This is a genomic window from Modestobacter sp. VKM Ac-2986, from assembly GCF_026967795.1.
Classification (GTDB): Bacteria; Actinomycetota; Actinomycetes; order Mycobacteriales; family Geodermatophilaceae; genus Modestobacter.
Window position 1 is genome coordinate 703,201 of sequence record NZ_JAPVBH010000001.1, and the last position, 25,578, is coordinate 728,778.

27 protein-coding genes are annotated in these 25,578 nt (G+C 75.5%); 20 read left to right on the forward strand and 7 right to left on the reverse strand.

All coding sequences use genetic code 11. The features are described from left to right. The first annotated feature begins 25 nt into the window (after positions 1–25). The gene (locus tag O2W14_RS03435; RefSeq protein ID WP_269174689.1) at positions 26–1,060 is read left to right on the forward strand and encodes a UDP-N-acetylmuramate dehydrogenase; all 1,035 of its coding nucleotides are present in this window, start codon (positions 26–28) and stop codon (positions 1,058–1,060) included. Then, complete coding sequence (locus O2W14_RS03440) at positions 1,057–1,338, forward strand: hypothetical protein (RefSeq protein WP_269174690.1); 282 nt, start codon at positions 1,057–1,059, stop codon at positions 1,336–1,338. Before O2W14_RS03435 ends, O2W14_RS03440 begins: the two co-directional genes overlap by 4 nt. Positions 1,339–1,395: 57 nt before the next feature. On the opposite strand, the gene O2W14_RS03445 is transcribed toward O2W14_RS03440, so the two are convergent. After that, positions 1,396–2,172 (reverse strand): SDR family oxidoreductase, encoded by a 777-nt coding sequence (locus O2W14_RS03445; RefSeq protein WP_269174691.1) that lies wholly within the window; start codon positions 2,170–2,172, stop codon positions 1,396–1,398. A gap of 104 nt (positions 2,173–2,276) precedes the next feature. On the opposite strand from O2W14_RS03445, the gene mshA reads away from it, so the two are divergent. The 3 genes from mshA (at position 2,277) to O2W14_RS03460 (ending at position 5,991) form a co-directional block, all read left to right on the forward strand. Then, complete coding sequence (mshA, locus tag O2W14_RS03450; protein WP_269174692.1) at positions 2,277–3,671, forward strand: D-inositol-3-phosphate glycosyltransferase; 1,395 nt, start codon at positions 2,277–2,279, stop codon at positions 3,669–3,671. 244 nt (positions 3,672–3,915) lie between these two features. Further along, complete coding sequence (locus O2W14_RS03455; RefSeq protein WP_269174693.1) at positions 3,916–5,163, forward strand: aminotransferase class I/II-fold pyridoxal phosphate-dependent enzyme; 1,248 nt, start codon at positions 3,916–3,918, stop codon at positions 5,161–5,163. Between the two features lie 72 nt (positions 5,164–5,235). Next, positions 5,236–5,991, forward strand: a complete 756-nt coding sequence (locus tag O2W14_RS03460; RefSeq protein WP_269174694.1) for a phosphoglyceromutase — start codon at positions 5,236–5,238, stop codon at positions 5,989–5,991. Between the two features lie 108 nt (positions 5,992–6,099). On the opposite strand, the gene phoU is transcribed toward O2W14_RS03460, so the two are convergent. Further along, entirely contained in the window at positions 6,100–6,765 is a 666-nt protein-coding gene (phoU, locus tag O2W14_RS03465) for a phosphate signaling complex protein PhoU (protein WP_269174695.1), read from the reverse strand. Positions 6,766–7,003: 238 nt separating this feature from the next. Here phoU and O2W14_RS03470 point away from each other — a divergent pair, with 238 nt between their 5' ends. Together O2W14_RS03470 and O2W14_RS03475 are read left to right on the forward strand one after the other, a co-directional pair. Next, the gene (locus O2W14_RS03470) at positions 7,004–8,329 is read left to right on the forward strand and encodes a sensor histidine kinase (RefSeq protein ID WP_269174696.1); all 1,326 of its coding nucleotides are present in this window, start codon (positions 7,004–7,006) and stop codon (positions 8,327–8,329) included. Then, the gene (locus O2W14_RS03475) at positions 8,326–9,006 is read left to right on the forward strand and encodes a response regulator transcription factor (protein WP_269174697.1); all 681 of its coding nucleotides are present in this window, start codon (positions 8,326–8,328) and stop codon (positions 9,004–9,006) included. Before O2W14_RS03470 ends, O2W14_RS03475 begins: the two co-directional genes overlap by 4 nt. 323 nt (positions 9,007–9,329) lie before the next feature. On the opposite strand, the gene O2W14_RS03480 is transcribed toward O2W14_RS03475, so the two are convergent. After that, on the reverse strand, positions 9,330–9,557 hold the full coding sequence (locus O2W14_RS03480; RefSeq protein WP_269174698.1) for a DUF3072 domain-containing protein: 228 nt from the start codon (positions 9,555–9,557) through the stop codon (positions 9,330–9,332). Between the two features lie 326 nt (positions 9,558–9,883). On the opposite strand from O2W14_RS03480, the gene O2W14_RS03485 reads away from it, so the two are divergent. Beyond that, positions 9,884–10,960, forward strand: coding sequence for a helix-turn-helix domain-containing protein (locus tag O2W14_RS03485; RefSeq protein WP_269174699.1), 1,077 nt, complete (start codon positions 9,884–9,886; stop codon positions 10,958–10,960). Here O2W14_RS03485 and O2W14_RS03490 read toward each other — a convergent pair. Continuing rightward, positions 10,856–11,695 (reverse strand): hypothetical protein, encoded by an 840-nt coding sequence (locus O2W14_RS03490; RefSeq protein ID WP_269174700.1) that lies wholly within the window; start codon positions 11,693–11,695, stop codon positions 10,856–10,858. The genes O2W14_RS03485 and O2W14_RS03490 overlap by 105 nt on opposite strands. An 88-nt stretch (positions 11,696–11,783) precedes the next feature. On the opposite strand from O2W14_RS03490, the gene O2W14_RS03495 reads away from it, so the two are divergent. Continuing rightward, on the forward strand, positions 11,784–12,728 hold the full coding sequence (locus tag O2W14_RS03495) for a Ppx/GppA phosphatase family protein (protein ID WP_269174701.1): 945 nt from the start codon (positions 11,784–11,786) through the stop codon (positions 12,726–12,728). After that, positions 12,728–13,756, forward strand: a complete 1,029-nt coding sequence (locus O2W14_RS03500) for a hypothetical protein (protein WP_269174702.1) — start codon at positions 12,728–12,730, stop codon at positions 13,754–13,756. The genes O2W14_RS03495 and O2W14_RS03500 overlap by 1 nt, the downstream gene beginning before the upstream one ends. Positions 13,757–13,780: 24 nt before the next feature. Here the strand turns inward: O2W14_RS03500 and O2W14_RS03505 are convergent, their stop codons facing one another. After that, positions 13,781–14,320: a type 1 glutamine amidotransferase domain-containing protein gene (locus O2W14_RS03505; protein ID WP_269174703.1), complete on the reverse strand. Its 540-nt coding sequence runs from the start codon at positions 14,318–14,320 to the stop codon at positions 13,781–13,783. Between the two features lie 59 nt (positions 14,321–14,379). Here O2W14_RS03505 and proC point away from each other — a divergent pair, with 59 nt between their 5' ends. The 5 genes from proC (at position 14,380) to O2W14_RS03530 (ending at position 18,354) form a co-directional block, all read left to right on the forward strand. Beyond that, positions 14,380–15,219, forward strand: a complete 840-nt coding sequence (gene proC, locus O2W14_RS03510; RefSeq protein ID WP_269174704.1) for a pyrroline-5-carboxylate reductase — start codon at positions 14,380–14,382, stop codon at positions 15,217–15,219. Positions 15,220–15,649: 430 nt separating this feature from the next. Further along, the gene (locus tag O2W14_RS03515; protein WP_237496660.1) at positions 15,650–15,988 is read left to right on the forward strand and encodes a helix-turn-helix domain-containing protein; all 339 of its coding nucleotides are present in this window, start codon (positions 15,650–15,652) and stop codon (positions 15,986–15,988) included. 228 nt (positions 15,989–16,216) lie between these two features. Further along, complete coding sequence (locus O2W14_RS03520) at positions 16,217–16,315, forward strand: 30S ribosomal protein bS22 (protein WP_012854759.1); 99 nt, start codon at positions 16,217–16,219, stop codon at positions 16,313–16,315. Positions 16,316–16,325: 10 nt separating this feature from the next. Next, a complete protein-coding gene (locus tag O2W14_RS03525) occupies positions 16,326–17,456 on the forward strand; it encodes an NAD-dependent epimerase/dehydratase family protein (protein ID WP_269174705.1) in 1,131 nt (376 codons plus the stop codon). Continuing rightward, positions 17,449–18,354: a lysophospholipid acyltransferase family protein gene (locus tag O2W14_RS03530; protein WP_269174706.1), complete on the forward strand. Its 906-nt coding sequence runs from the start codon at positions 17,449–17,451 to the stop codon at positions 18,352–18,354. The genes O2W14_RS03525 and O2W14_RS03530 overlap by 8 nt, the downstream gene beginning before the upstream one ends. Before the next feature lie 102 nt (positions 18,355–18,456). Here the strand turns inward: O2W14_RS03530 and O2W14_RS03535 are convergent, their stop codons facing one another. Continuing rightward, entirely contained in the window at positions 18,457–19,368 is a 912-nt protein-coding gene (locus tag O2W14_RS03535; protein WP_269174707.1) for an HAD family hydrolase, read from the reverse strand. A 222-nt stretch (positions 19,369–19,590) separates the two neighbouring features. Then, a complete protein-coding gene (locus tag O2W14_RS03540) occupies positions 19,591–20,280 on the reverse strand; it encodes a sigma-70 family RNA polymerase sigma factor (RefSeq protein WP_269174708.1) in 690 nt (229 codons plus the stop codon). A gap of 142 nt (positions 20,281–20,422) precedes the next feature. On the opposite strand from O2W14_RS03540, the gene O2W14_RS03545 reads away from it, so the two are divergent. The 5 genes from O2W14_RS03545 (at position 20,423) to hemC (ending at position 25,513) form a co-directional block, all read left to right on the forward strand. Next, positions 20,423–22,012: an AMP-binding protein gene (locus O2W14_RS03545; RefSeq protein ID WP_269174709.1), complete on the forward strand. Its 1,590-nt coding sequence runs from the start codon at positions 20,423–20,425 to the stop codon at positions 22,010–22,012. Then, positions 22,005–22,268 (forward strand): glutaredoxin family protein, encoded by a 264-nt coding sequence (locus O2W14_RS03550; RefSeq protein WP_269174710.1) that lies wholly within the window; start codon positions 22,005–22,007, stop codon positions 22,266–22,268. The genes O2W14_RS03545 and O2W14_RS03550 overlap by 8 nt, the downstream gene beginning before the upstream one ends. Positions 22,269–22,476: 208 nt before the next feature. Next, positions 22,477–23,178, forward strand: coding sequence for a redox-sensing transcriptional repressor Rex (locus O2W14_RS03555; protein ID WP_269174711.1), 702 nt, complete (start codon positions 22,477–22,479; stop codon positions 23,176–23,178). After that, complete coding sequence (locus O2W14_RS03560) at positions 23,175–24,581, forward strand: glutamyl-tRNA reductase (protein ID WP_269174712.1); 1,407 nt, start codon at positions 23,175–23,177, stop codon at positions 24,579–24,581. Before O2W14_RS03555 ends, O2W14_RS03560 begins: the two co-directional genes overlap by 4 nt. Then, the gene (gene hemC, locus O2W14_RS03565; RefSeq protein ID WP_269174713.1) at positions 24,578–25,513 is read left to right on the forward strand and encodes a hydroxymethylbilane synthase; all 936 of its coding nucleotides are present in this window, start codon (positions 24,578–24,580) and stop codon (positions 25,511–25,513) included. The genes O2W14_RS03560 and hemC overlap by 4 nt, the downstream gene beginning before the upstream one ends. Positions 25,514–25,578 lie beyond the last annotated feature (65 nt).

Sequence of the window (25,578 nt, forward strand, 5' to 3'; positions counted from 1 at the left end):
CCGCACGGGCCGTTACCGTGGGTGCGTGCTGGAACGCCGAGACGCCCGCCTGGCGGACCTGACCACCCTGGGGGTCGGCGGTCCGATCGACCGGCTGGTCGAGGTCGCCACCCGCGCCGAGCTGGTCGCCGCCGTCCGGGACGCCGACGACGCCGGCCGCCCGCTGCTGGTGCTGGGTGGCGGGTCGAACATCGTCGCCCCCGACAGCGGCTGGCCCGGCGACGTCGTCCTGGTCCGCAGCCGGGGGGTGACCCGCACCGACACCGCCGACGCCGTGCAGCTCGAGGTCGAGGCGGGGGAGGACTGGGACGCCCTGGTCGCCCTCACCGTCGCCGAGCAGCTGGCCGGCATGGAGGCGCTCTCGGGCATCCCCGGCTCGACCGGCGCCACCCCCGTGCAGAACGTCGGCGCCTACGGCCAGGAGGTCGCCGCGCTGATCACCGCCGTCCGTGTCTGGGACCGGACGGCACGCACCGAGCGGGTGCTCATGCCCGCCGAGCTGGCCTTCTCCTACCGGGACAGCATGCTCAAGCAGCGCCCCGGCGTCTTCGTCGTCCTGTCGGTCACCTTCGCGCTGCGGGCCTCGGACTCCTCCAGTCCGGTCAGCTACGCGGAGCTGGCCAAGAAGCTGGGCGTGGAGCTCGGGGACACCGCGCCGCTGGCGCAGGTGCGCGACGCCGTGCTCGAGCTGCGCCGCGGCAAGGGCATGGTCTGGGACCCCGCCGACCCCGACACCCGCAGCGCCGGCTCGTTCTTCACCAACCCGGTCGTGCCGGTGGGCACCGCGGTGCCCGAGTGCCCGTCCTGGCCGGCCGGCATCGGCGCCGACGGCGCCGCGCAGGTGAAGCTGAGCGCGGCCTGGCTGGTGCAGTACTCCGGCTACGGCAAGGGCACCCGGGCGGGGCGGGTCGGGACGTCGTCCCGGCACAGCCTGGCGCTGACCACCGAGCCCGGCGCGACCGCCGCGGAGCTGATGGCCTTCGCCGGCGAGGTCGTCTCCGCGGTGCGCACGCAGTTCGGCGTCACGCTGGTGCCCGAGCCCACGCAGGTGCGGCCGTGAGCATGCGTCCGGACGAGTCCCTGCAGCTCGGGGCGCTCTACGACGCGCTGCGCACGCCCGCCCCGATGCCGGCCGACCCCCGGCAGATGACCGGGTGGATGGCCCGCCTGGAGGCCGACGCCGCGCTGTCCGGCCTGATCTCCCGCGTGCTCCACTCCGGGACCGCGACCACCGTCGAGGTCACCGACGCGCAGGCCCTGTTCGAGCGCAGTGGCACCGCCGCCGACTCCGCGCGGGTGACCCGCGCCTACGACGTCCTCCTGCACCACGCCGAGTAGGCCCCGTCCAGGGCACCGCCCCGAGCTCGCGAGGGGTGGGGAGGACGGGGTCCTTCATCACTCGGGGTCGCGGGCGACCTTGTGCTGGGCGGCCTGGGCGCGGGGGCGGACGACGAGCAGGTCGACGTTGACGTGGTGCGGGCGGGTGACGACCCAGCTCACGATGTCCGCGACGTCCGCGGCGACCAGCGGCTCGCGCACGCCGCGGTAGACGGCGTCGGTCTTCTCCTGCGACTGCGTCCGGTTGAGGGTGAACTCCTCGGTCTTCACCATCCCGGGTGCGATCTCCATCACCCGCACCGGCTCGCCGACCAGTTCCAGGCGCAGCGTCTCGGCCAGCGTGTGCACCCCGTGCTTGGCGGCGGTGTAGCTGGCCCCGCCCTCGTAGCTGATCAGCGCGGCGGTCGAGCTCATGAAGACGACGTCCCCGGCGCCGGAGGCACGCAGCGCCGGCAGCAGCGCCCGGGTGACGCGCACGGTGCCCAGCACGTTCACCTCGTAGGTGCGCTGCCAGGAGTCCAGGTCGGCGTCGGCCACGGGCGCGGTGTCGAACGCCCCACCTGCGTTGTTGACCAGGACGTCGACCCGCTCCAGCCCCGCGGCCAGGGCGTCGACGGAGGACTGGTCCGTCACGTCGAGGGCCACCGCGCGGCCACCGATCCGCTCGGCCAGGGCGGTCAGCCGGTCGACGCGGCGGGCGGCCAGCACGACGGTGAACCCGTCCGCGGCCAGGCGTTCCGCGGTGGCCGCACCGATGCCGCTGGAGGCACCGGTGACGACGGCGACACGGCCCTGACCACGGACGGGGGACGGCGGGAGCTCGGGGCTGGACATGTGTCCATCCTGGCGCTGTTGCACACTGGGAACGAGACAGGGGTGCCCGACCGGGTGGCACACCAGCCACATGCGTCCCGGCGCCCGAGCGGGGGAGGAGTCCTGTGCCCGCTCGCCGTCACCCCCGCCAGCCCACGCCCTGGCGCGCCGGGCCGGTGCCCGACCCGGCCCGCCTCGTGCTGCCCCGCCGGGTCGCCACCCTCTCGGTGCACACCAGCCCGCTGGAGCAGCCCGGCGCCGGTGACGCCGGGGGCATGAACGTCTACGTCGTCGAGGTCTCCCGCCGGCTCGCCGAGCGCGGCATCGCCGTCGACGTGTTCACCCGGGCCACCTCCAGCGAGCAGCCGCCGGTCGTCGAGATGGCGCCCGGCGTGACCGTGCGGCACGTCAGCGCCGGCCCCTTCGAGGGCCTGGGCAAGGCCGACCTGCCCGCCCAGATGTGCGCGTTCACCGCCGCCGTCCTGCGCGAGGAGGCCCAGCACGACCCGGGGCACTTCGACGTCGTCCACTCCCACTACTGGCTGTCGGGCCAGGTGGGCTGGCTGGCCCGTGACCGGTGGGGCGTGCCGCTGGTGCACTCGGCGCACACCCTGGCCAAGGTGAAGAACGCCGCGCTGGCCGAGGGCGACGAGCCCGAGCCGCGCGCCCGGGTGATCGGTGAGGAGCAGGTGGTCGCCGAGGCCGACCGGCTGGTGGCCAACACCGCCGAGGAGGCCCGGCAGCTCGTCGACTTCTACGACGCCGACCCCCGCCGCACCCTGGTCGTCCCGCCCGGGGTCGACCTGCAGCGCTTCGCCCCCGGCGACCAGCGGGCGGCCCGGCGGCGGATCGGGGTCCCCGAGGACGCCGTCGTGCTGCTGTTCGTCGGCCGCATCCAGCCGCTCAAGGCCCCGGACCTGCTGCTGGAGACCGCCGCGCGGATGCTCGCCGCCGACCCGGCGCTGCGCCGCCGCCTGCAGGTGCTCGTCGTGGGCGCCCCCAGCGGCTCCGGGCTCGCCGAGCCGCAGCGGCTGCAGGAGCTGGCCGTGGCGCTGGGCATCACCGACGTGGTGCGCTTCCTCCCGCCGCAGCGCGCCGAGCGGTTGGCCGACCACTACCGGGCCGCCGACGTGGCCGTCGTCCCCAGCCACAACGAGTCCTTCGGCCTGGTCGCGCTGGAGGCCCAGGCGTGCGGCACGCCCGTGGTGGCCGCCGCCGTGGGCGGCCTGCCCACCGCCGTGGACGACGGGGTGTCGGGTCTGCTGGTCGACAGCCGGGACCCGGAGGACTACGCCGCCGCCGTGCGCGGGGTGCTGGCCCGGCGCGCGCTGCTGGCTGTCGGCGCCCGCCGGCACGCCGCTGCGTTCAGCTGGGACCGCACCACCGACTCCCTCGTCGACGCCTACGCCGCCGCGATGGCCGAGATGCGGGCGGCGGCCGAGACCCGCCGGGCCGCCCGGCAGGTCGCCCGCAGCGCCGGTGAGCGCTTCCGCACCCCGATGAGGCTGCGCGCCCGCTGACCGGCCGGGCGCTGCCCGCCGGGACCGCCGGCCGTGCGCACCACCGGGTGAGCACGGCCGGGTGACACCCACTCGGCTCGGTGCTGCCGCGTGCCGTCACCGAGCGTGCGGGAGTGACCTGCGTCTCGCCGGGTCGGGTGACCCTCGACCGGACTGAGCGAAGGTCGTTGACCACGGAGCGTGCGGACGGTCAGGGTCGACGCAGCACCGCCGCGGCCCTCGCGGCGACGAGGAGGCCACCCACGTGTTCGACGCCCACCCGGTCCGACGGGACCCGTTCGCCCCGCTGCTGGACAGCGACTTCGCCGCGATGCTGCGCCGGCTGGACCGGGCGGGCCTGGCCACCCACGCCGTCCCGACCGCGGGCGCGCCGCAGCCGATGACCGTCTTCGACGACGGCCGCACGCGGATCAACCTGGGCACCAACAACTACCTCGGCCTGGCCGGCGACCCGCAGGTGGTCGAGGCCGCGGTGGGCGCACTGCGCCAGTACGGCACCAGCGCCGCCGGCAGCCGCATGCTCAACGGGACGACGCGCCTGCACCTCACCCTGGAGCAGGAGCTCGCCGAGCACTACGGCACGGAGGACGCCGTGCTGACCTCCGCCGGGGTCAACGCCAACCTCGCCGTGCTGTCCACCAGCTGCGCCCCCGGCGACGTGCTGCTCGTCGACGCCCACGCGCACGCCAGCCTGCACGCCGCCGCGGCCGCCAGTCGGGGCACCGTCGCACGCTTCACCCACAACTCCGCGGCCTCCCTGGAGCGGCGGCTGTCCGCGCTCGCCCCCGAGGCCGGCGCGGTCGTGGTCGTCGACGGCGTCTACTCGATGAGCGGGGAGGCGGCCCCGCTCGCGGCCATCGCCGGCCTCTGCCGGCGGTTCGGGGCGCGGCTGGTCGTCGACGAGGCCCACGGCCTGGGCGTGCTCGGCGAGCACGGCCGGGGCGCCGCCGAGGAGGCCGGGGTGCTGGACCGGGTCGACGCGGTGACCGTGGCCTTCAGCAAGTCCCTGGCCAGCGTGGGCGGTGCGGTCATGACCTCGCGGGCCGTCGCCGAGGGCATCCGCTGCACGTCGATGCCCTACGTGTTCAGCGCCGCCAACGACCCGTCCGCGGTCGCTGCGGCCCTGGCCTCGCTGCGCGTCCTGCGCCGGGAGCCCGAGCGGATGCAGCGGCTGCGCGACAACGGCGACCTGCTCCGCCGGGTGCTCACCGAGTGCGGGGCCGCGCCGCTGCCGGGCCGGGGTGCGGTCATCGCCGTCCCCACCGGCGAGGACGACGTCACCCGGCGCGCCTGGGCCGCCGCCCACGACGCCGGCGTCTACACCAACGCGGTCGCCCACCCGGCCGTGCCGCGGGGCAAGGGGCTGCTGCGGCTGGTGGCCATGGCCACCCACACGCAGGAGCAGCTGGTCCGGGCCGGTGAGATCGTGGCCGCCGCCGTCCTGGCCGGCCGCGCACCGGCGCGCGACCGCGACGTCGCGGTCATGGCCTAGCCGATCGTGCTCGGGGTGGGCCCCGGGGGTGGCCACCCCACCGGCCCGGCCCCGGTCGGGCAGGATGGCGGCGTGACCTCCTCTGGGACCCTCATCCTGCTCCGCCACGGCGAGAGCGAGTGGAACAAGGCCAACCTCTTCACCGGCTGGGTGGACGTCGAGCTGTCGGAGAAGGGCCGCGCCGAGGCAGCCCGCGGCGGCCGGCTGCTCGCCGAGCACGACGTGCTGCCCGACGTCCTGCACACCTCGCTGCTCAAGCGGGCGATCACCACCGCGGAGCTGGCGCTGGCCGCCGCCGACCGGCAGTGGGTCCCGGTGCGCCGCTCCTGGCGGCTCAACGAGCGCCACTACGGCGCCCTGCAGGGCAAGGACAAGGCCGCCACCCTCGCCGAGTACGGCGAGGAGCAGTTCATGACCTGGCGCCGCAGCTACGACACCCCGCCGCCGCCGATCGAGGCCGGCAGCGAGTTCAGCCAGGACGCCGACCCGCGCTACGCCGCCCTGCCCCCGGAGGTGCGGCCGGCCACCGAGTGCCTGGCCGACGTCGTCGTCCGGATGCTGCCCTACTGGTACGACGCGATCGTGCCGGACCTGCGCGCGGGGAAGACCGTGCTGGTCACCGCGCACGGCAACAGCCTGCGGGCCCTGGTGAAGCACCTCGACGGCATGGGCGACGCGGAGGTCGTCGGGCTCAACATCCCGACCGGCGTCCCGCTGCGCTACGACCTCGACGACGACCTGCGCCCGCTCACCACCGGCGGCCAGTACCTCGACCCGGATGCGGCCGCCGCCGCCATCGAGGCCGTCAAGAACCAGGGCAAGAAGTAGGAGGACCCTTCTGCCCCCACCCCTCGCAAGCTCGGGACGGGACCCTGCAGAGGGGCCGGAACGACGGAGGCCCCACCCGCTGAGCGGGTGGGGCCTCCGTCGTCGGTGTCAGTGCGCCTCGGCCGGGGCCGGCAGCGGGCGCTCGCCGGTGACCAGGTAGACCACCCGGCGGGCGACGCTCACGGCGTGGTCGGCGAAGCGCTCGTAGTAGCGGCCCAGCAGCGTCACGTCGATGGCGGCCTCGATGCCGTGCGGCCAGTCCTCGCTCAGCAGCTCGCGGAACATCGACTTGTGCAGCTGGTCCATCACGTCGTCCTCGGCCTCGAGCTCGATGGCCGCCTCGACGTCCCGCTTGGCGATGACCTGGCCGGCCTTGGTGACCAGGCTCTCCGCGACGTGACCGGCCTCCAGGAAGATCGGGCGCACCTCCTGGGGCACCGCGTGCTCCGGGAAGCGCATCCGGGCGACCTTGGCGATGTGCTCGGCGAGGTCGCCCATCCGCTCCAGGTCGGCCACGATCCGCATCGCGGTGGTGATCGCGCGCAGGTCGGTGGCGACCGGCTGCTGACGGGCCAGCAGGGTGAAGCAGCGCTCCTCGATGCTCTCCCGGACGGCGTCGATGCGCTCGTCCCCGGCGATCACCAGGTCGGCCAGGGCCACGTCGGCGTCGAGCAGGGCGGTGGTCGCCGTGCTCATGGCCGACCCGACGGAGTTCGACATCTCCACCAGGCAGGCGTTGATGTCGTCCAGTTCCTCGCGGTAGCTCTCGCGCACGGTTCCTCCTCGTAGCGTCGTCTGCGCCCAGGTGGCGCCCGACGGCGGCGACGCTCCCCAGCCGTGCGCGCCCGGGCTGTGCGCGACACGTGTGCCCCGAGGGTAGAGACCGCCGCGCCGGACACAGGCGGCTGGCCGGTGAACGCCCTGGTACCCCGCGGTGAACAGATCACCCTCGGGTGGGTGATGATCACCTGCGGGTCCGGTGACGGGCCCGTCCGTGTCTAGCATCGGCCCCGTGGACCCGTTGGTCGCCCTGCTGGTGGGCCTCGTGCTCGGCCTGCTGCTCGCCTCGGTGGCAGTGGCCGTGCGGTCCCCGCGCGCCCGCCAGCGGCGGGAGGAACGCCGCAAGGGCCTCGGTGCCCCCGGCGCGGACGACGACCGCAGTGGGCTCCGGGCCGACGAGGAGGGCGCGCTCAGCCGCCGCCTGGTCGACCTGATGGACCCCGCCGTCATCGTGCTGGGCGCCGACGACGCCGTGCTCATGGCCAACCCCTCTGCCCGCGCGCTGGGCGTCCTGCGCGGCAACCGGGTGCTCGTGCCCGGCCTGGTCGAGGTCGCCCGCAACGTGCAGGTCACCGGCAGCCGGCGCTCCGACGTCGCCCTGCCCGGCGACCTGGTGGGCACCGGCCCCCGGATGGTCGGTGTGCACGGCATCCGGCTGGGCACCGGACCCGTCGTCCAGCCGGGTCCGGTGGCCCTGGTGCTGCAGGACGTCACCGAGGCGCGCCGCGTCGAGGCCGTCCGGCGCGACTTCGTCGCCAACGTCGGGCACGAGCTCAAGACGCCGGTCGGTGCGCTCGCACTCCTGGCCGAGGCCGTCCAGGGCGCGGCCGACGACCCCCAGACCGTGCAGCGGTTCGCCGCCCGCATGCAGCACGAGGCCGACCGGCTGGCCCGGCTGGTCCGCGAGCTCATCGACCTCTCCCGGCTGCAGGGCGCCGAGCCGCTGCCCGAGCTGGTGCCGGTCGCGGTCGCCACCGTCGTCGCCGAGGCCGTCGACCGCACCCGCGCCGCGGCCGCGGCCAAGGGCATCCAGCTCGCCGTCGCCGCCCAGCCCGGCCTCGTCGTCCGCGGCGACGAGGCGCAGCTGGCCACCGCGCTGACCAACCTGCTGGCCAACGCCGTCGCCTACAGCCCCGCGGACACCACGATCGCCGTCGGCGCCCGGGCCCGGTCCGGCTTCGCCGAGATCGCCGTCACCGACTCCGGCATCGGCATCCCGCGCTCGGACCGCTCCCGGGTCTTCGAGCGCTTCTACCGGGTCGACCAGTCCCGGGCCAGCGCCACCGGCGGCACCGGCCTCGGGCTCGCCATCGTCAAGCACGTGGCCAGCAACCACGGCGGCTCGGTCACCGTCTGGAGCGAGGAGGGCCTCGGCTCGACCTTCACGCTGCGGATCCCGCTCGACGCCGACGCCGAGGAACCGCACGACCAGGCGGCGCCCGAGCGCCCGCCGGTCCCCCCACTGCACTCCCCCCGGGGGATCGACGCCACCGGCGCCGACGCCGCCGGGGACACCGACCACGGCCCCGCTGGGGCTGCGAGGAGAGGACGGCAATGACCCGAGTGCTCGTGGTGGAGGACGAGGAGTCCTTCTCCGATGCGCTGTCCTACATGCTGCGTCGGGAGGGCTACGACACCGTCGTGGCGGCGACCGGCACGGACGCGCTCGTCGAGTTCGATCGGGCCGGAGCCGACATCGTGCTGCTGGACCTCATGCTGCCGGGTCTGTCCGGCACCGAGGTCTGCCGGTCGCTGCGGGCGAAGAGCTCCGTGCCGATCATCATGCTGACGGCCAAGGACACCGAGATCGACAAGGTCGTCGGCCTGGAGCTGGGCGCCGACGACTACGTCACCAAGCCCTACTCGGCCCGGGAGCTGGTCGCCCGCATGCGGGCGGTGCTGCGGCGCGGGTCCGAGGCCGAGGTGTCCACCGAGGCCACCCTGGCCGCCGGCCCGGTCCGCCTGGACGTCGACCGGCACGTGGTCGCCGTCGACGGGGCGCCGGTGTCCCTGCCGCTGAAGGAGTTCGACCTGCTCGAGCTGCTGCTGCGCAACGCCGGCCGGGTGCTCACCCGCGGTCAGCTCATCGACCGGGTGTGGGGCGCGGACTACGTCGGCGACACCAAGACCCTCGACGTCCACGTCAAGCGGCTGCGCGCCAAGCTCGAGCCCGACCCGGCGAACCCGCGTTACCTGGTCACCGTCCGCGGCCTGGGTTACAAGTTCGAGGCGTGACACATCGCGACCCTCCGGGTCGCACCGCGGCCAGGAGCGGGGTCGCCTCGCCCTGAGCCGCTTGCCGTGACGTCGGAGGTGGACCCTGCGGGCCCACCGTCCGGCGTCACCGCCTGCGGCGTCACGGACCCCGCGACTCGCGTGCGGGGCACTCTGCGTTGAGCCGTTTCCCGTCAGCCCGGAGGTGGACCCTGCGGGCCCACCGTCCGGGCTGACCGGCTGCGCCGTTCCTGCCTGGGTGTGGCGGTGGTCGGTCGGTGGTGCTCCGGGGGGCTGCTGCGGCAGCGCCCCGGTGGCTGGTGTCCGTGGACACCAGCCTGGTGTCACTTGCCGCGGCCGGTCTCGTTCTGGAGCTCGTCGATCTTGATCGAGGCGTCGGCCTTGCTGATGTCGTCCGGCACGTCCTCACCGGCCTGGTTGGCCAGGGTGTGGAGGTAGCTCTTCTGGGCGCCGGTGGCCGGCTCGCCGCCGGTGACCCAGTCGGAGGGGTCCTTCTCGGCGCTGGGGTCGCCGGGCTGGCCGCTGTTCACAGGTGCGTTGTCTTCGCTCATGTGTTCGAAGTACCCGGCGGTCCGGCGGCTCACACGCGCTGGAGTTCGAGTGCTGCGGCGGTGGCGCGGGCCGCGACGCGTGCCCGGGCCTCCTCCCACCGGCGGCGGTCCGGTAGACGTGCACGCCGCCGCACGGGCAGGCGACGTCCAGCGCGACGTGCGTCGGGTGGTTGGTCACCGAGCGCACGTGCCGGTCGGCCACGAGCTCGTCGGTGCGGGTGACGGGGCAGGTGATCAGGATCATGTCCCGAGCCTGGTAGGCACGCCGCAGGACGACGAGTGGCAGAGCTGACCGCGACCGCGTCACTTCTGCCATCGTGTGCACCATGCCGACAGCGAGCTCCCCCGTGGTGGTCAGTGTGGTGGTCGACGACGGGCTGGTCGGCGGCTTCGGGCTGGGCGTGGTGGCCGAGTTCTTCGGCTACGACCGCCGGGCGATGGGGCTGCCGCTGTTCGACTTCGCGATGGTCGCGCCGGTGCCGGGCGTCGTCCGCACCGACACCGGCATCCCGGTCCTGGTCGAACACGGGCTCGAGCGCCTGGCCGTCTCCGACATCGTGCTGGTCACCGCCTGGGAGCTGGTCGACGCCGTCCCGCCGCCGGAGCTGCTCGACGGTCTCCGGGCCGCCCACGCCCGCGGCGCCACGATCATCAGCTCCTGCACCGGGGCGTTCGTGCTGGCCGAGGCCGGGCTCCTCGACGGGCAGCGGGCCACCACGCACTGGCGGTTCGCCGGCGAGCTGGCCGCCCGGTACCCGGCCGTGCACGTCGACCCCGCCGTCCTCTACGTCGACAACGGCCAGGTCGTCACCGGCGCCGGCACCGCGGCCGGGGTGGACACGCTGCTGCACCTGGTGCGCCGCGAGTGGGGCACCAGCGCGGCCAACGCGCTGGCCCGCGAGATGGTCGTGCCACCCCACCGCGACGGCGGGCAGGCGCAGTTCATCGACGCCCCCGTCGCGCGGTGCGAGGACGACCTGCTGGGCGTCGTCCTGGACTGGGCGCGGGCCCACCTGGCCGAGGACATCAGCGTCCCGCTGCTGGCCCGCCGCGCGCTGATGAGCCCGCGCAGCTTCGCCCGCCGGTTCAAGGCCACGACCGGGACGACGCCGCACGCCTGGCTGCTGGCCCAGCGGCTGGCCGCGGCCGAGGCGTTGCTGGAGGACAGCGACGCCCCCGTCGAGGAGATCGCCCGGCTGGTCGGCTTCGGCACCGCGGCCGGGCTGCGCGAGCAGTTCGGCCGCCGCCGGGGTGTCTCCCCGCGGGCCTACCGGCAGACCTTCCGGCCGGCCGCCGGCTCAGCCGGGACGTCGGCGGTGCAGCTCCACGGGCACGGGCCGGGGGCTGGCCGGGTGCGGGGCGACGAGGCCGGCGTCCATGCGGGCCTCGGTCAGCCGGCGTAGCTCGGCATAGGCCGCGGGCCCCAGCAGCGCGGTGAGCTCGGGGCCGTAGGTCTCCACCAGCGGCTGCGCCGACACGTGCGCGGTGGGGGAGCCGGTGCACCACCAGTGCAGGTCGTGCCCGCCGGGGCCCCAGCCGCGCCGGTCGAACTCACCGATGCTGGACACCAGCACCCGGGTGTCGTCGGGACGGTCGACCCACTCCTGCTCCCGGCGCACCGGCAGCTGCCAGCACACGTCGGGCTTGGTCTCCAGCGGGTGCCGCCCCTGGCGCAGCGCCATCGCGTGCAGCGCGCAGCCGGCGCCCGCGGGGTGGCCGGGCCGGTTGAGGAAGACGCAGGCGCCGTCGACGACCCGGGTGCGCAGCGCCTGCTCGGCCGTCCCGTCCTCCGCCGGCTCGTCGAGGGTGTCGGCCTCGGTCCAGTCGTCGCGGCCCACCGCGGTGCCCGGGTGCCGCTGCCAGTCGGCCGGGGTCAGGTCGGCCACCGACGCCGCCACCCGCTCCAGGTCGTCGGTGTCGGTGAAGAAGGCGCCGTGGTTGCAGCAGCCGTCCTCGGCGCGCCCGGCCACCACCCCGGCGCAGCCGCGGCCGAAGACGCAGGTCCAGGCGCTGGTCAGCCAGGTGAGGTCGGCGCGCACCCAGTGCTCGGGGTCGGCCGGGTCGGGGAACTCCACCCACTCGCGGGGGAAGTCCAGGCCCACCTCGGGCGGCGGTTCGACGGCGGTGCTCGGGTCCACCGGAGCAGGGTAGTGACAGGGCCCCCTCCTCCTCACGCCTCGCTCCGCTCGGCGCGAGCCCCTGGAGGGGGCCAGGCAGACTGACGGCATGCGACTCGGGGTTCTGGACGTCGGCTCGAACACGGTGCACCTGCTGGTGGTGGACGCGCACGTCGGTGCCCACCCCACGCCGATGCACGACGACCGGTCCGTGCTGCGGCTGGCCGAGCACGTGGGCGAGGACGGCAAGCTGTCCAAGGCGGGGGAGAGGACGCTGCTCAACGCGGTGCTGCGGGCCAAGCAGCAGGCCGCCGAGCAGCGCTGCGACGAGCTGCTGGCCTTCGTCACCTCGGCGATCCGGGAGGCCGACAACGGCGCCGCGGTGCTCCGCCGGGTCCGCGAGCAGACCGGCGTGGACCTGCAGGTGCTCACCGGTGAGGACGAGGCCCGGCTGACCTTCCTGGCCGTGCGCCGCTGGTTCGGCTGGAGCGCGGGCCGGCTGCTGGTGCTCGACATCGGCGGCGGCTCGCTGGAGCTGGCCACCGGCATCGACGAGGACCCGGACGTCGCCCTGTCGGTGCCGCTGGGCGCCGGGCGGATGACCCGGCGCTTCCTGCCCGACGCCGAGACCGGGGGCCGGCCGGACCTCAAGGCGCTGGCCGCCCTGGAGGAGCACGCCGCCGAGGTGCTGGCCCCGGTCGGCGACAAGCTGCGCGCCGCCGGCGAGCCCGACCTGGTGGCCGCCACCTCCAAGACCTTCCGCACCCTGGCCCGCCTCGCCGGCGCCGCGCCGTCGGGGGCCGGGCTGCGCACGCCCCGCGGGATGACCGCCACCGGGTTGACCCAGGTGCGGGGCTTCGTCTCCCGGATCGAGGCCACCGCGCTGGCCGAGCTGCAGGGCGTGTCGGCGCAACGCGCGCACCAGGTCCCGGCCGGTGCCGTCGTGGCGCAGGCCGCGATGCGCGCCGTGGACGTAACGTCTGTGCGGATCTGCCCGTGGGCACTGCGTGAGGGAGTCATCCTCCGCCGGATGGACCAGCTGGAGGGAGCCTGATGTCGCAGCCCGACTCGGGGGAGTACAGCGTCCGCTCGCTCGCCGAGATCCTCCGCGAGCACGGCCTGGAGAGCGAGCTCGGCACCCGCCCGGGGCGTCGCCGCCGTCCCGGTGAGGACGTCGAGTCCACCGGCCGGTCGGCGCGCGTCGAGTCCTCGCCGCACACCCCCCGGGCCGAGCCGCCCGTCCGGCCGCCCGCGGCGCGCGCCGCGGCACAGGCGCAGGCCAAGGCCCGGGCGCAGGCCCAGGCGCCGGTCGCGCGTCCGGCCTCAGGCGCGCCGTCCCGTCCGTCCGGCCAGAGCTGGACCCCCGCACCCGAGCCCTCGGCCCGGCCCGCGGCCGGCCTCGCCGGGCCGGTCGCCCCCGCCCGCACCCCCGCACCCGCCCGGACGCCGGAGCCGGCCCGCACGTCGGCCTCCTTGCCGGCCGCCTGGGACCTCGACGACCGGGACGGGCCCGCCGGCACCGGCCGGGTCAACGGCAGGTCCGAGGCGACGGCGCCCCCGCCGGTGCGCACCGGGCGGCGCAAGGGCGACCTGGACACCGCCGAGCCCGCGGCCGACTCCCCGTCGCTGTTCGGCACGGGGCCCGCGACCTCCGCCGTCCGCTCGGGGGTCACCGGCTCGACCGCGCTCCCCGACAGCGTCGAGCGCGCCCGGCGCGCCGCCCAGCACCCGGTCACCGGCCCGATCCCGGTCGTCACCGCCGCCCAGCTGGCCGAGGCCGACGCCGAGCCGCTCACCGGCCGGCAGGGGGTGCTCGCCTGGCTGCGGTTCGTCGGTGAGCTCGTCGTCGCCCTGGCCGTCGGCATCGGGCTGTACTTCGCCTTCACCGTGCTCTGGGGCGTGATGCCCTACGTGGCGATGGTGGTGGCGCCGCTGACGATCACCGGTCTGGTCGCCGGTGTGCACGTCTGGCGGCAGCGGCACGGCGAGGGGGCACCCGGCGTCCCGCTGCTGGCGGTCCTGCTGCTGGCCGGGACGGTCCTGACCGTCGCCCCGGCGGCCGGGCTCATCGCCGCCGGCTGAGCCGGCGGCGACGAGGGGGGCGGGTCAGCGGGCGAACTGCTCCACGATCGTGCGGCCGAAGGCGGGCAGGTCGTCGGGGTTGCGGCTGGTGGTCAGGTTGCCGTCGACGACGACCTCCTCGTCCACCCACTCCGCGCCGGCATTGCGCAGGTCGGTCCGCAGCGAGGGCCACGACGTCATCCGCCGGCCCCGCACGACGTCGGCCTCGATGAGCACCCACGGGGCGTGGCAGATCGCCGCCACCGGCTTGCCGGCGTCGAAGAACGCCTTCACGAACGCCGCGGCGGCCGGCTCGGCCCGCACGAAGTCGCCGTTGACGACCCCACCGGGCAGCACGAGGGCGTCGTAGGACGCCGGGTCGGCGTCGGCCAGGGCGAGGTCGACGTCCTTGCTGTCGCCGGGCTCGATGTGCTGGTAGGCGGTGATGCTGCCGGGCTCCAGGCCGATGAGCTGGGGCGTCGCCCCGGCGTCGACGAGCGCCTGCCAGGGCTGCTCGAGCTCGACCTGCTCCACACCGTCGGTGGCCAGCACCGCCACCCGCTTGCCGTTCAGTTCTCCGGACATGCCCCGGCGCCTACCCCGCGCCCCCACCGGACACACGGCCGGGCACTACGGTCGCGGGCATGATCGCGGGAGAGGGACCGGGAGAGGGACGCCGCACCGGGCTGGCCATCGTCGGGGGCGGGAAGATCGGCGAGGCGCTGCTGGCCGGGCTGGTCCGGCGGGCGGGCGGCGCGGCGGGGATCGTCCTGGTCGGGCGCAGCCCCGAGCGCACCGCCGCGGTCGCCACCCGGTACGGCGTCGAGGTCACCGACCTGGCCGCGGCCGCGGCCCGGTCCCGGGTGCTGCTCCTGGCGGTCAAGCCCCAGGACGTCGACGTCCTGGTCGACTCCCTCGCCCCGCACGTCGGCCCCGAGCACCTCGTGGTGTCCGTGGCCGCCGGTGTGCCCACCGCCCGGATCGAGGCCGCGCTGCCGGCGGGCACCCCGGTCGTGCGGGTCATGCCCAACACCCCGGCGCTGGTGGACGCCGGGATGAGCGTGCTGTCGGCCGGCGCGCACGCCACCGAGGCGCACCTGGACGAGGCCGAGGCGCTGCTGTCCTCGGTGGGCGCGGTGCGGCGGGTGCCGGAGAGCCAGCAGGACGCCGTCACGGCGCTGTCGGGCAGCGGGCCGGCCTACTTCTTCTTCCTGGTCGAGGCGATGATCGACGCCGGGATCCTGCTGGGCCTCCCGCGCACCCTGGCCGCCGACCTGATCGTGCAGACCGCCTACGGCTCGGCGGTCATGCTCCGGGAGTCCGGCGAGCACCCGGTCCAGCTGCGGGAGGCCGTCACCAGCCCCGGCGGGACGACGATCGCCGCCGTCCGGGAGCTGGAGCGCCACGGCGTGCGGGCCGCGCTGATCGCCGCGCTGGAGGCCGCGCACGACCGCTCGGTCGAGCTGGGCCGCACGGCCGACTGACCCGCCGGGGAGCTCCTCCGGGGTCGGACGCCCGTCCGGCGTGACACCTGCCGGGCCGTCCGGTGACGCTCTGCGACGAGAAGGGCGTCAGACCCCACTCATCCCACCGTCCCCACGGCTCCCGTTGCACGACGCACCGTTCGTCCCACGCGGCTCCAGGTGACTCACAGGTGTGTGGTTGTCCCCAGATTCCTGTGGACGGGCCGTGCGACGGACGAGTCGACTTGGGGACAACACGCCGTCACGGGAAGGTCACAGGGTGTCTCTGTCCACTTGTGCCCAGTACGGACCGGTCCGCCTGTCCGTTTCACCCATCGCTTCTGTCACTCCGGTCGCCCTAGGGTCTTTTCCAGCACGAACGTGACACGCCCGCCGGTGGGGAAGCCGGTGGCAACGGAGCGTGCTGACTACGGAGACGAACGACGTGACCATGCCCCAGCGCGCCACCATCCAGACCTCCCGTCCCGGCGTCCCGGCGCCGCGTCCGATGGGCCGGCCCATCTCGGCAGCCTCGATGTCCCGCCCCGTGCCCGCCGCCCACCCGGCCGCCATGCCCGTCGGCCGCCAGGCCGCCGTCCCGGCCCCCCGCGCCGCCGTCGCCTTCCTGACCGTCGCCGAGGTCGCCGCCCTCATGCGCGTGTCCAAGATGACCGTCTACCGCCTGGTCCACGGTGGCGAGCTCTCCGCCGTCCGCGTCGGCCGGTCCTTCCGGGTGCCCGAGCGCGCCGTCCACGAGTACCTGCGCGACGCCTACACCGACATCGCCTGAAAAAGGACCACCTCGCCCCCCACCCTTCGCACGCTCAGGGCGGGGCCCTGCGAGGCGGCCGTTCCAGCACCTCACCTTCCGGGTAGTCTCGTGCGCTGAGCGGTGCAGCCCCGGATGGGGTGGCCCGCGCACGAGCTGATCACCTCGCTCGGTGCACGGACGACGGACCTGCGGAACGACCTCGGTCCGCAGCCCCGGGCACCAGCGAAACGACGTCGGGAGCAGGACATGGGTTCGGTCATCAAGAAGCGCCGCAAGCGGATGGCGAAGAAGAAGCACCGCAAGCTCCTCAAGAAGACCCGCGTGCAGCGGCGCAACAAGAAGTGAGCTGACGCTCGTGCCGCCCGCGGTCGTCCTCGTCACCGGCGTCAGCCGATGGCTGGGCGGCGCGCTGGCGGCCGAGCTCGCCTCCGACCCGGCCATCGGCCGTGTCATCGGGGTGGACACCGTCCCCCCGGCCCCCGAGGTGCTCCGCCGCCTCGGTCGCACGGAGTTCGTCCGTGCCGACATCCGCAGCCCGCTGATCGGCAAGGTCATCGAGTCGGCGTCGGTGGACACCGTCGTGCACATGAACATCAGCGCCTCGCCGGCCGCGCCCGGTGGGCGGGTGTCGATGAAGGAGCTCAACGTCATCGGCACGATGCAGCTGCTCGCCGCCTGCCAGCGCTCGCCGCAGGTCCGCCGGCTCGTGCTCAAGAGCACCACGGCCGTCTACGGCTCCAGCCCGCGCGACCCGGCCGTCTTCACCGAGACCATGCAGGCCCGCCGTGTCCCCTCCGGCGGCTTCGCCAAGGACAGCCTGGACATCGAGGGCTACGTGCGCGGCTTCGCCCGCCGCCGTCCCGACGTCGGCGTCTCGGTGCTGCGCTTCACCGACGTGATCGGCCCGCGGATCGACTCTCAGCTGGCCGCCTTCCTCCGGCTGCCGGTCGTCCCGACCGTCCTGGGCCACGACGCCCGCCTGCAGCTGCTGCACGAGGACGACGCCGTGGCCGTGCTGACCCGTGCCGCCACCGGTGCGCACGTGGGCACGGTGAACGTCGCCGCCGAGGGGACGGTGCTGCTGTCGCAGGCCGTCCGCCGGCTCGGCCGGGTGGCGCTGCCGCTCCCCGGGTCCGCCCTCGGCTCCGCCGGACGGCTCTCCCGCCGGGCCGGGCTGCCCGCGTGGTCCCCGGAGCAGCTGCGGCACCTGGACGCCGGCCGGGTCGTCGACACCCGCGTGCTGCGCGAGGAGTTCGGCTCCACCCCGCGCCACAGCACCGCCGAGGCGCTGGCCGACTTCGGGCGCACGCTGTCGCCGGTGCTGCCCCCCGAGGTCGTCGGGTCGGCCGCCTCCTCGGCGCGTGCGGCGATCGATCAGGTCGCGCGGGGCGCCGCGGTGCTCGGCAACCTCGCCACGACGCTGCGGGGCAGCCGGCCGCAGCCCGCCCCCTCGGTACCGGGCCTGCGGGCGGTGCACGATGCCTGAGGCACGGGTCATCCCGCTGCGCCCCGACGGCGAGCAGCCCCCGCCGCCGGAGACGCCGCCGGGCTGGGACGACCAGCTCGCCGGCGTGCTGGACTTCCTGCAGCGGCGGGTGACCGGCGACTACGACACCGACGAGTTCGGCTTCGACCCCGACCTCACCGACCACCTGCTGCTGCCCGCGCTGCGGCCGTGGTTCCAGCGCTGGTTCCGGGTGGAGACCCAGGGTCTGGAGAACGTGCCCGACGTCGGGGGCGCGCTGGTGGTGGCCAACCACTCCGGCACCGTCCCGGTCGACGCGCTGATGACCACGGTCGCCCTGCACGACGACCACCCGGCGGCCCGGCGGCTGCGGCTCCTCGGCGCGGACCTGGTGTTCCAGTACCCGTTCATCGGGTCGATGGCCCGCAAGCTCGGCGTCACGCTGGCGTGCAACGAGGACGCCGAGCGGCTGCTGAGCGCCGGTGAGCTGGTCGGGGTGTTCCCTGAGGGGTTCAAGGGCGTCGGCAAGCCGTTCAGCGAGCGGTACACGCTGCAGCGCTTCGGTCGCGGCGGCTTCGTCAGCGCAGCGCTGCGCACCGGGGTGCCGATCGTGCCCTGCGCGATCGTCGGCGCCGAGGAGATCTACCCGATGCTGGGCAACGCCCGCACCGCCGCACGGCTGCTGGGCCTGCCGTACTTCCCGATCACCCCGACGTTCCCGCTGCTGGGTCCGCTCGGCGCGGTGCCGCTGCCCTCGAAGTGGTTCATCGCCTTCGGCGAGCCGATCGAGACCGCGTCCTACGGCCCGGCCGCCGCCGACGACCCGATGGTCGTGTTCAACCTGACCGACCAGGTCCGCGAGACCATCCAGCACTCGCTCTACCGCCTGCTGCTGCAGCGCCGCTCCGTCTTCTCCTGACGGCACCGGCCCGCGGCGACGGCCCCGACCGACGACGGGGTGCGCCCGGGGACGTGCGACCCGGCGCGCGCACCGATCCGGCCGGCCGCGGGCCGGGCTGGGTCAGAAGGGCCAGCGCTGGTTGCGGCGCAGGCTGACCAGTCCGCCGACCACACCGCCGGAGACCGCGGCCACCCCGACCGTGGAGCCGGTGATCTTGGCGGCCTTGCGCCCGGTGCGGAAGTCCTTGACCGTCCAGCCCCGGGAGCGGGCGACCGCGCGCAGCTCGGCGTCGGGGTTGACCGCGACCGCGCTGCCCACCAGGGAGAGCATCGGCAGGTCGTTGGTGGAGTCGCTGTAGGCGGTGCACCGGGTGAGGTCCAGGTGCTCCTGCTCGGCCAGCGCGCGCACCGCCTGGGCCTTGGACTCCCCGTGCATCATCTCCCCGACCAGCCGCCCGGTGTAACGGCCGTCGACGATCTCCGAGACGGTGCCCAGCGCACCGGTCAGGCCCAGCCGGTGGGCGATGATCGAGGCCAGCTCGACCGGGGTGGCGGTGACCAGCCAGACCCGCTGTCCCGCGTCGAGGTGCTGCTGGGCCAGCGCGCGGGTGCCCGACCAGACCCGGTCGGCCATCAGCTCGTCGTAGATCTCCTCGCCGGCCTCGACGATCTCGTGCACCGACCGCCCGGCGACGAAGGCCAGCGCGTTGTCCCGCACGGTGTGCATGTCGGTGGCGCTCTCGCTGCCGGCGACCCGGAACTTGGCCTGCTGCCACACGAAGGAGGCCACGTCCCGGGAGGTGAAGTACTTCCGGGCCGCCAGACCGCGGGCGAACCAGAACAGCGAGGCGCCCATCATCATCGTGTTGTCGACGTCGAAGAACGCCGCGGCCGTGCGGTCGGGCTCCGGGGCGGTGAACTCGGTCTCCGCCGCAGCCGCCGAGGCCGCACCGGCGAGGAGCGCGCGCGCCTCCTCGTCCTCGAGCTCGACCGGGCTGCGTGCAGCCCGCCCCAGGAAGGGAACTCGCGCCACCCCGCACCACCCTCCGAGCCTCGGCTCCCGGTCCCGGCGACCCTAGCGCCGCCGCCCGCTCAGCCGCCGGAGGGCCTGCAGTCGACGGTGACCACCAGGGGCAGGCACACCCGCGGCACCGGCGGACGCGAGCCACCGCCCCGGCCGAGGCGGTGTCCCTGAGCGGTCGACGGGGACGTGCAGGCCGTCGGCACGGGGAGTCGCCGCGTGGTCAACGGCACGTCATGCCAGACCCTCGGGCAACAGGGCGGCCAGCCGGCGCACGGCCCGGTGCTGCAGCGCCTTGACCGCGCCCTCCTTCCTGCCCATCGCCGCCGCCGTCTCCGCGACCGACAGCCCCTGCAGGAAGCGCAGCGCCAGGCACACCCGCTGGTCCTCGGACAGCTGCGCGATCCCGGCGAACAGGGCGGCGTTGGTCAGCCGCTGCAGGACCGCGTCCTCCGGGCCCTCGGTCGCCCGGTCGGCGTCCCGCATGTCGGCGGTGGGCACCTCCAGCCGGAAGCGGCTGCTCTTCACGTGGTCGAGCACGATGTTGCGGGCGATGGTGACCAGCCAGGCCCCGACGTCACGGCCCTGGAAGCTCAGCGAGTCGATCCGGCGCAGCGCCCGGACGAAGGTCTCGCTGGTGAAGTCCTCCGCGGTGGCCCGGTCGCCCACCCGGGCGGACAGGAAGCGGTGCACGACGTCGACGTAGCGGTCGTAGAGCTGGCCGAAGGCCTCGGCGTCGCCGTCCTGCGTCCGGCGGACCAGCTCCCAGACGTCGGCCTGCCCGGGCGGGACGGCGTCGAGCGGGGTGCGCGGCTGCGGGGCCGGCCGGGGGCGGGCCGACGCGCGCGGCCACCGGACCGGTCGGGCGGCCGCCGGCGAGGGGGGCGGGGCGACGCTGGGCGCGGCCGGCCGGGGACGGGACATGCTGGCGTCGACCCCTCCCACCCCGTCGAGCCGGTCGGCCCCGTCCGGGCGCAGTGCGGCCCGGCGACCATGGTGACAACATCGTGCCGCTGCGTCCACGTTCCCGCCGTCCGAGACGGCTGCTGCCCCGCGGAGGTCTCCTGTGCCGGTCGACGACGTGCGCACGTTCCCCACGCTGGTGCGCCGGGCGGCGGCCACCGCCGGGGACGCGCCGGCGCTGGTGCACGGCGACCGGCGGCTGACCTGGGCCGAGCTCGACGCACTGGTCGACCGGGCCGCCGCGGGCTGCGTGTCCCGCGGGCTGCAGCCGGGCGACCGGCTCGCGGTGCAGCTGCCCAACGGCGTCGACTGGGTGGTCGCCGTCATGGGCGCGCTGCGGGCCGGGCTGGTCGTCGTCCCGGTCAACACCGCCTACACCGGCCCGGAGGTCGAGCACCTGCTCACCGACTCCGGCGCCGCGCTGCTGGTGGTCGCCGCGGACCGGCCGGCCATCGCGGGCGTGCCGGTCTGCGTGGGCCCGCCCGACGCCGACGGCCCCGCCCCGGCCGACCCCGACGACCCCTCCGCGCTGGCGCTGCTGGCCTACACCAGCGGCACGACCGGGCGCCCCCGGGGCGCGATGCTCACCCACGCCGCCCTGCTGGCCAACCAGCAGCAGCTGCTCGCCCTCGACCCGCCGCCGGTGCGTGCCGGCGACCGGGTGCTGCTGGTCCTCCCGCTCTTCCACGTCTACGGGTTCAACGTCGGCTGGGGCCTGGTCGCCGCCACCGCCGCCTGCGGGGTGGTCGTGGAGGAGTTCGACCCCGCGGCGACGCTGGCGCTGATGAGCGCCGAGGAGGTCTCCGCCGTCGTCGGCGCGCCGCCGATGTACGGCGCCTGGCTCGCGGTCGCCGACGCCGCCGGCAGCGACGCCGTGCTGCGGCGCGGCTTCGCCGCCGTGCGCACCGCCAGCTGCGGCGCCGCCCCGATGCCCGGGGCGCTGTTCACCGCCATGCGCGACCGGGCCGCGGTGACCGTCTGGGAGGGCTACGGCCTCACCGAGGCCGCGCCCGTGCTGGCCAGCACGCTGGCCACCGGCCGGGCCAAGCCCGAGTGCATCGGCGGCCCGCTGCCGGGCGTCGAGCTGGTCCTGCGCGACACCGCCGGCGGCCCGTCCGCCGGGGACGACCCGGGCACCCGGGTCCGCCCCGGGGTCTTCGGTGACCCGTTCACCGGCCCGGACGGCGAGCAGGACGCCGAGGAGGCCGGGGAGATGTGCGCCCGCGGGCCCAACCTGTTCAGCGGCTACTGGCCCGACGGCGCCGACGGGCCCGACGCCGACGGCTGGCTGGCCACCGGCGACATCGCCCACCGCGACGCCGACGGCGACCTGCACCTGGTCGAGCGGCGCCGGGACCTGGTGCTGGTGCGCGGGTTCAACGTCTACCCCGGTGAGGTCGAGCGGGTCCTCGGTGAGCACCCCGAGGTGGTGGAGGCCGCCGTCATCGGTGTGCCCGACCCGGCCACGGGGGAGGCGGTGCACGCCGTCGTCGTCCGCACCGAGGGCGCCGCGCTCACCGAGGAGGAGCTGCGCGAGCACGCCGGCCGCTCGCTGGCCCGGTTCAAGGTGCCGGTCGCGGTGCACTTCGTGCCCGAGCTGCCGCACTCGCTGGCCGGCAAGGTGAGCCGCGCCCGGCTGCGCGAGCTGGGCCTGGAGCGGGCCGCGGCCGCCGGGGCGGTGTCCGGTGACTGAGCCCGGCGCCCGCCTGCAGCTGTTGACCCGGCAGAACTGCCACCTGTGCGTGGTGGCCGCCGAGACGCTCACCCGGATCGGGGCCGAGGCCGGCCTCGGCGTCGAGCTGGTCGACGTCGACGCCGACGTCGAGCTGCGGATCGAGTACGGCGACCGGGTGCCGGTGGTGCTGCTCGATGGCCGGGAGCACAGCCACTTCACCGTCGACGTCCCGCGGCTGCGCCGCGACCTCGGGGTGCCACCCGGTCCGGGCTGACCCCCGGGCACCCGTTCGGGTGGCGCGGGCGTGGTCCTCACCACAGCAGGGCCGCCGACCTGCGGATACGGGCTCGCCGACTTTGTTCAGGCGTTCACAAGCGGTTACCGTTGCGTTCGCCGGGCGCCGACGCGCCCGCGTTCCCGAAGTCCTCCCGAGCGTCCCCGGCTCCCCGCCGGTCGCCCTCGGAACGCTGTGGAGTCTGCCCGTGCCCGAGTCGCGGCCCCGGAACATCCCGGAGGCCACCGTTGCCCGGCTGGCCGTGTACCTGCGGGTGCTGGCCGGTCTCGCCGACGACGGTCGCAGCCACGTCTCCTCCGGGGAGCTGGCCACCGCCGCCGGGGTCAACCCCGCCGGCCTGCGCAAGGACCTCTCGCACCTGGGCCCCTGCGGCGTCCGGGGCGTGGGCTACTCCGTCGCGGGCCTGCGCGACCGGCTCACCGAGACCCTCGGTGGCGCCCGGTCCCGGCCCTGCGTCCTCGTCGGCGCCGGCCGGCTGGGCTCCGCGCTGGCCGACTACAGCGGCTTCCCGAGCCGGGGCTTCGAGTTCGTCGCCCTGCTCGACACCGACCCTGCGACGGTCGGCTCCGCGGTGGGCGGGCTGACCGTCCGCCCGGTCGCCGAGCTGGAGACCGTCGTGGCCGAGACCCGGGCCTCCATCGGGGTCATCACGACACCCGCCGAGGTGGCCCAGTCGGTCTGCGACCGGCTCGTCACGGCGGGGGTGAGGAGCATCTTGAACTTCGCGCCCGTGGCGTTGGCGGTGCCTGCGGGCGTCGACGTCCGCAAGGTCGACCTCTCGGTGGAGCTGCAGGTGCTGGCCTTCCTGGACCAGCAGCGCGACACCTCCCCGGAGCTCGGCGTCCCCGACGTCGTCCGCCCCTTGCCGGCCCGGGCGGGTGCCCGATGAGCCTGCTCGCCGTCGGCATCAGCCACCAGACCGCGCCGGTCGCCCTGCTCGAGCAGGTGAGCATGACCGGCGACGACAAGGTCAAGACCCTGCACGAGCTCGTCGACAGCGAGCACGTCTCCGAGGCGCTGGTGCTGGCCACCTGCAACCGGATCGAGGTCTTCGCCGAGGTCGACCGCTTCCACGGCGGCATCACCGACGTCAGCCGGGTCCTCGCCCGGCACGCCGGCGCGACGGTGGAGGAGCTCTCCCCGTACGTCACCGTCTACTACGAGGACCAGGCGATCGGGCACCTGTGCACCGTCGCCGCCGGCCTGGACTCCATGGTCGTCGGGGAGACCCAGGTGCTCGGCCAGCTCCGTGCCGCCTACGCCCTGGCGCAGGAGGAGGGCACGGTCGGTCGCGAGCTGCACCCGATCACCCAGCGGGCGCTGCGGGTGGGCAAGCGCGTGCACGCCGAGACCGGCATCGACAAGGCCGGTGCCTCGCTGGTGTCCGTCGCCCTCGACCGGGTCACCGACGTCCTCGGCGACCTGACCGGCCGTCCCGTGCTCGTGGTGGGTGCCGGCTCCATGGGCGCCCTCGCCGCGACCACCCTGGCCCGCCGCGGCGCCGCGGTCACCGTCAGCAGCCGCACCCCGGCGAGCGCGGCCCGGCTGGCCGAGTCGATCGGCGGGCGCCAGGCCGACCTCGAGCAGCTGGCCGAGGAGGTCGCCGCCGCCGACGTGCTGGTCACCTGCACCGGCGCCACCGGCACCGTGATCGGCACCGACGAGGTCGGCGACCGGCACGGCCGCCCGCTCGCGGTCGTCGACCTGGCGCTTCCCCGCGACGTCGAGCCGGCCGTGGCCGCCCTGCCCGGGGTGCACCTGATCGACCTGGCCATGCTGCAGGGCGAGCGCGCCGCGCACCCCGGCCGGCCGGTCGCCGGCTCCGTGGCCGCCGACGACATCGCCGCCGCGCACGCGCTGGTGGAGCTGGAGACCTCGCTGCTGCGCGCCGAGCGCCAGGCCGCGGCCGTGGCCCCCACGGTGTCCGCGCTGCGCAGCCAGGCCGCCGAGGTCGTCGACGCCGAGCTGCTGCGACTGTCCACCCGGCTGCCCGACCTCGACGCCAAGGCCCGCAGCGAGATCGCCCGCACCGTGCGCCGGGTGGTCGACAAGCTGCTGCACGAGCCGACCGTGCGGGTCAAGGAGCTGGCCAGCGCGCCGGGCGGCACCGACTACGCCGACGCGCTGCGCGCCCTGTTCGGCCTGGGCCTCACCGGGGCCACCGGCGACGACCGGACGACGCTGTCCGACGCGGTCACCGTCGACCCGCAGGTGCCCGCCGGCACCCCGCTGTCGGCGCTGGACCCGCGCATCGACGCCACCGGCGACGGCATGCACGGCGGTGCCGCGTGACCGCGCCGCTGCGGCTGGGCACCCGGGCCAGCGCGCTGGCCCTCACCCAGTCCCAGCACGTCGCCGACGCGCTCACCGCCGCCAGCGGGGTGCCGGTCGAGCTGGTGCACGTGAGCACCTACGGCGACCGCTCGACCGAGGCGATCAGCCAGCTCGGTGGTACCGGCGTGTTCGTCACCGCCCTGCGCGAGGCCCTGCACGCCGGCACGGTCGACCTGGCCGTGCACAGCTTCAAGGACCTCCCGACCGCGCCGACCGCCGGCCTCACCGTGGCCGCCGTCCCGGCCCGGCAGGACCCCCGGGACGCCCTGGTCGCCCGCGACGGCCTCACCCTCGGCGAGCTCCCGGTCGGCGCGCGCGTCGGCACCGGGGCACCGCGCCGGATGGCCCAGCTGCGCGCGCTCGGCCTCGGGCTGGACGTGGTGCCGATCCGCGGCAACGTCGACACCCGGATGGCCCGGGCGCTGGGCCCCGACGCCGACCTCGACGCCGTCGTCCTGGCCCGCGCGGGGCTGGCCCGGCTGGACCGGCTGTCGGCGGTCACCGAGACCCTCGACCCGATCCAGGTGCTGCCCGCCCCCGCCCAGGGCGCCCTGGCCGTGGAGTGCCGCACCGACGACACCCGGGTCATGGAGCTGGTCGCCGTCCTCGACGACCCCGCCGTCCGGGCCTGCGTGGCCGCCGAGCGCGCCGTCCTCACCGCGCTCGAGGCCGGCTGCAGCGCCCCCGTGGCCGCCTACGCCGAGCTCGCCGAGGCCGAGGACGGCGGCACCGAGCTCTACCTGCGCGCCTCGGTCACCGCCATCGACGGCAGCGACGGCGTCCGGGGCTCGATCTCCGGGCCCGCGCCCGAGGCCGCCGAGCTGGGCCGCGCGCTGGCCGCCGAGCTGCTCGACCGCGGCGCCGCCTCGCTCATGGCGATGAGCCGGTGAGCGACCTCCGCACCCCCACCCGTCCCGTACCACCCGCAGCGCCCCACTCCGGGGCAGAAGAACAG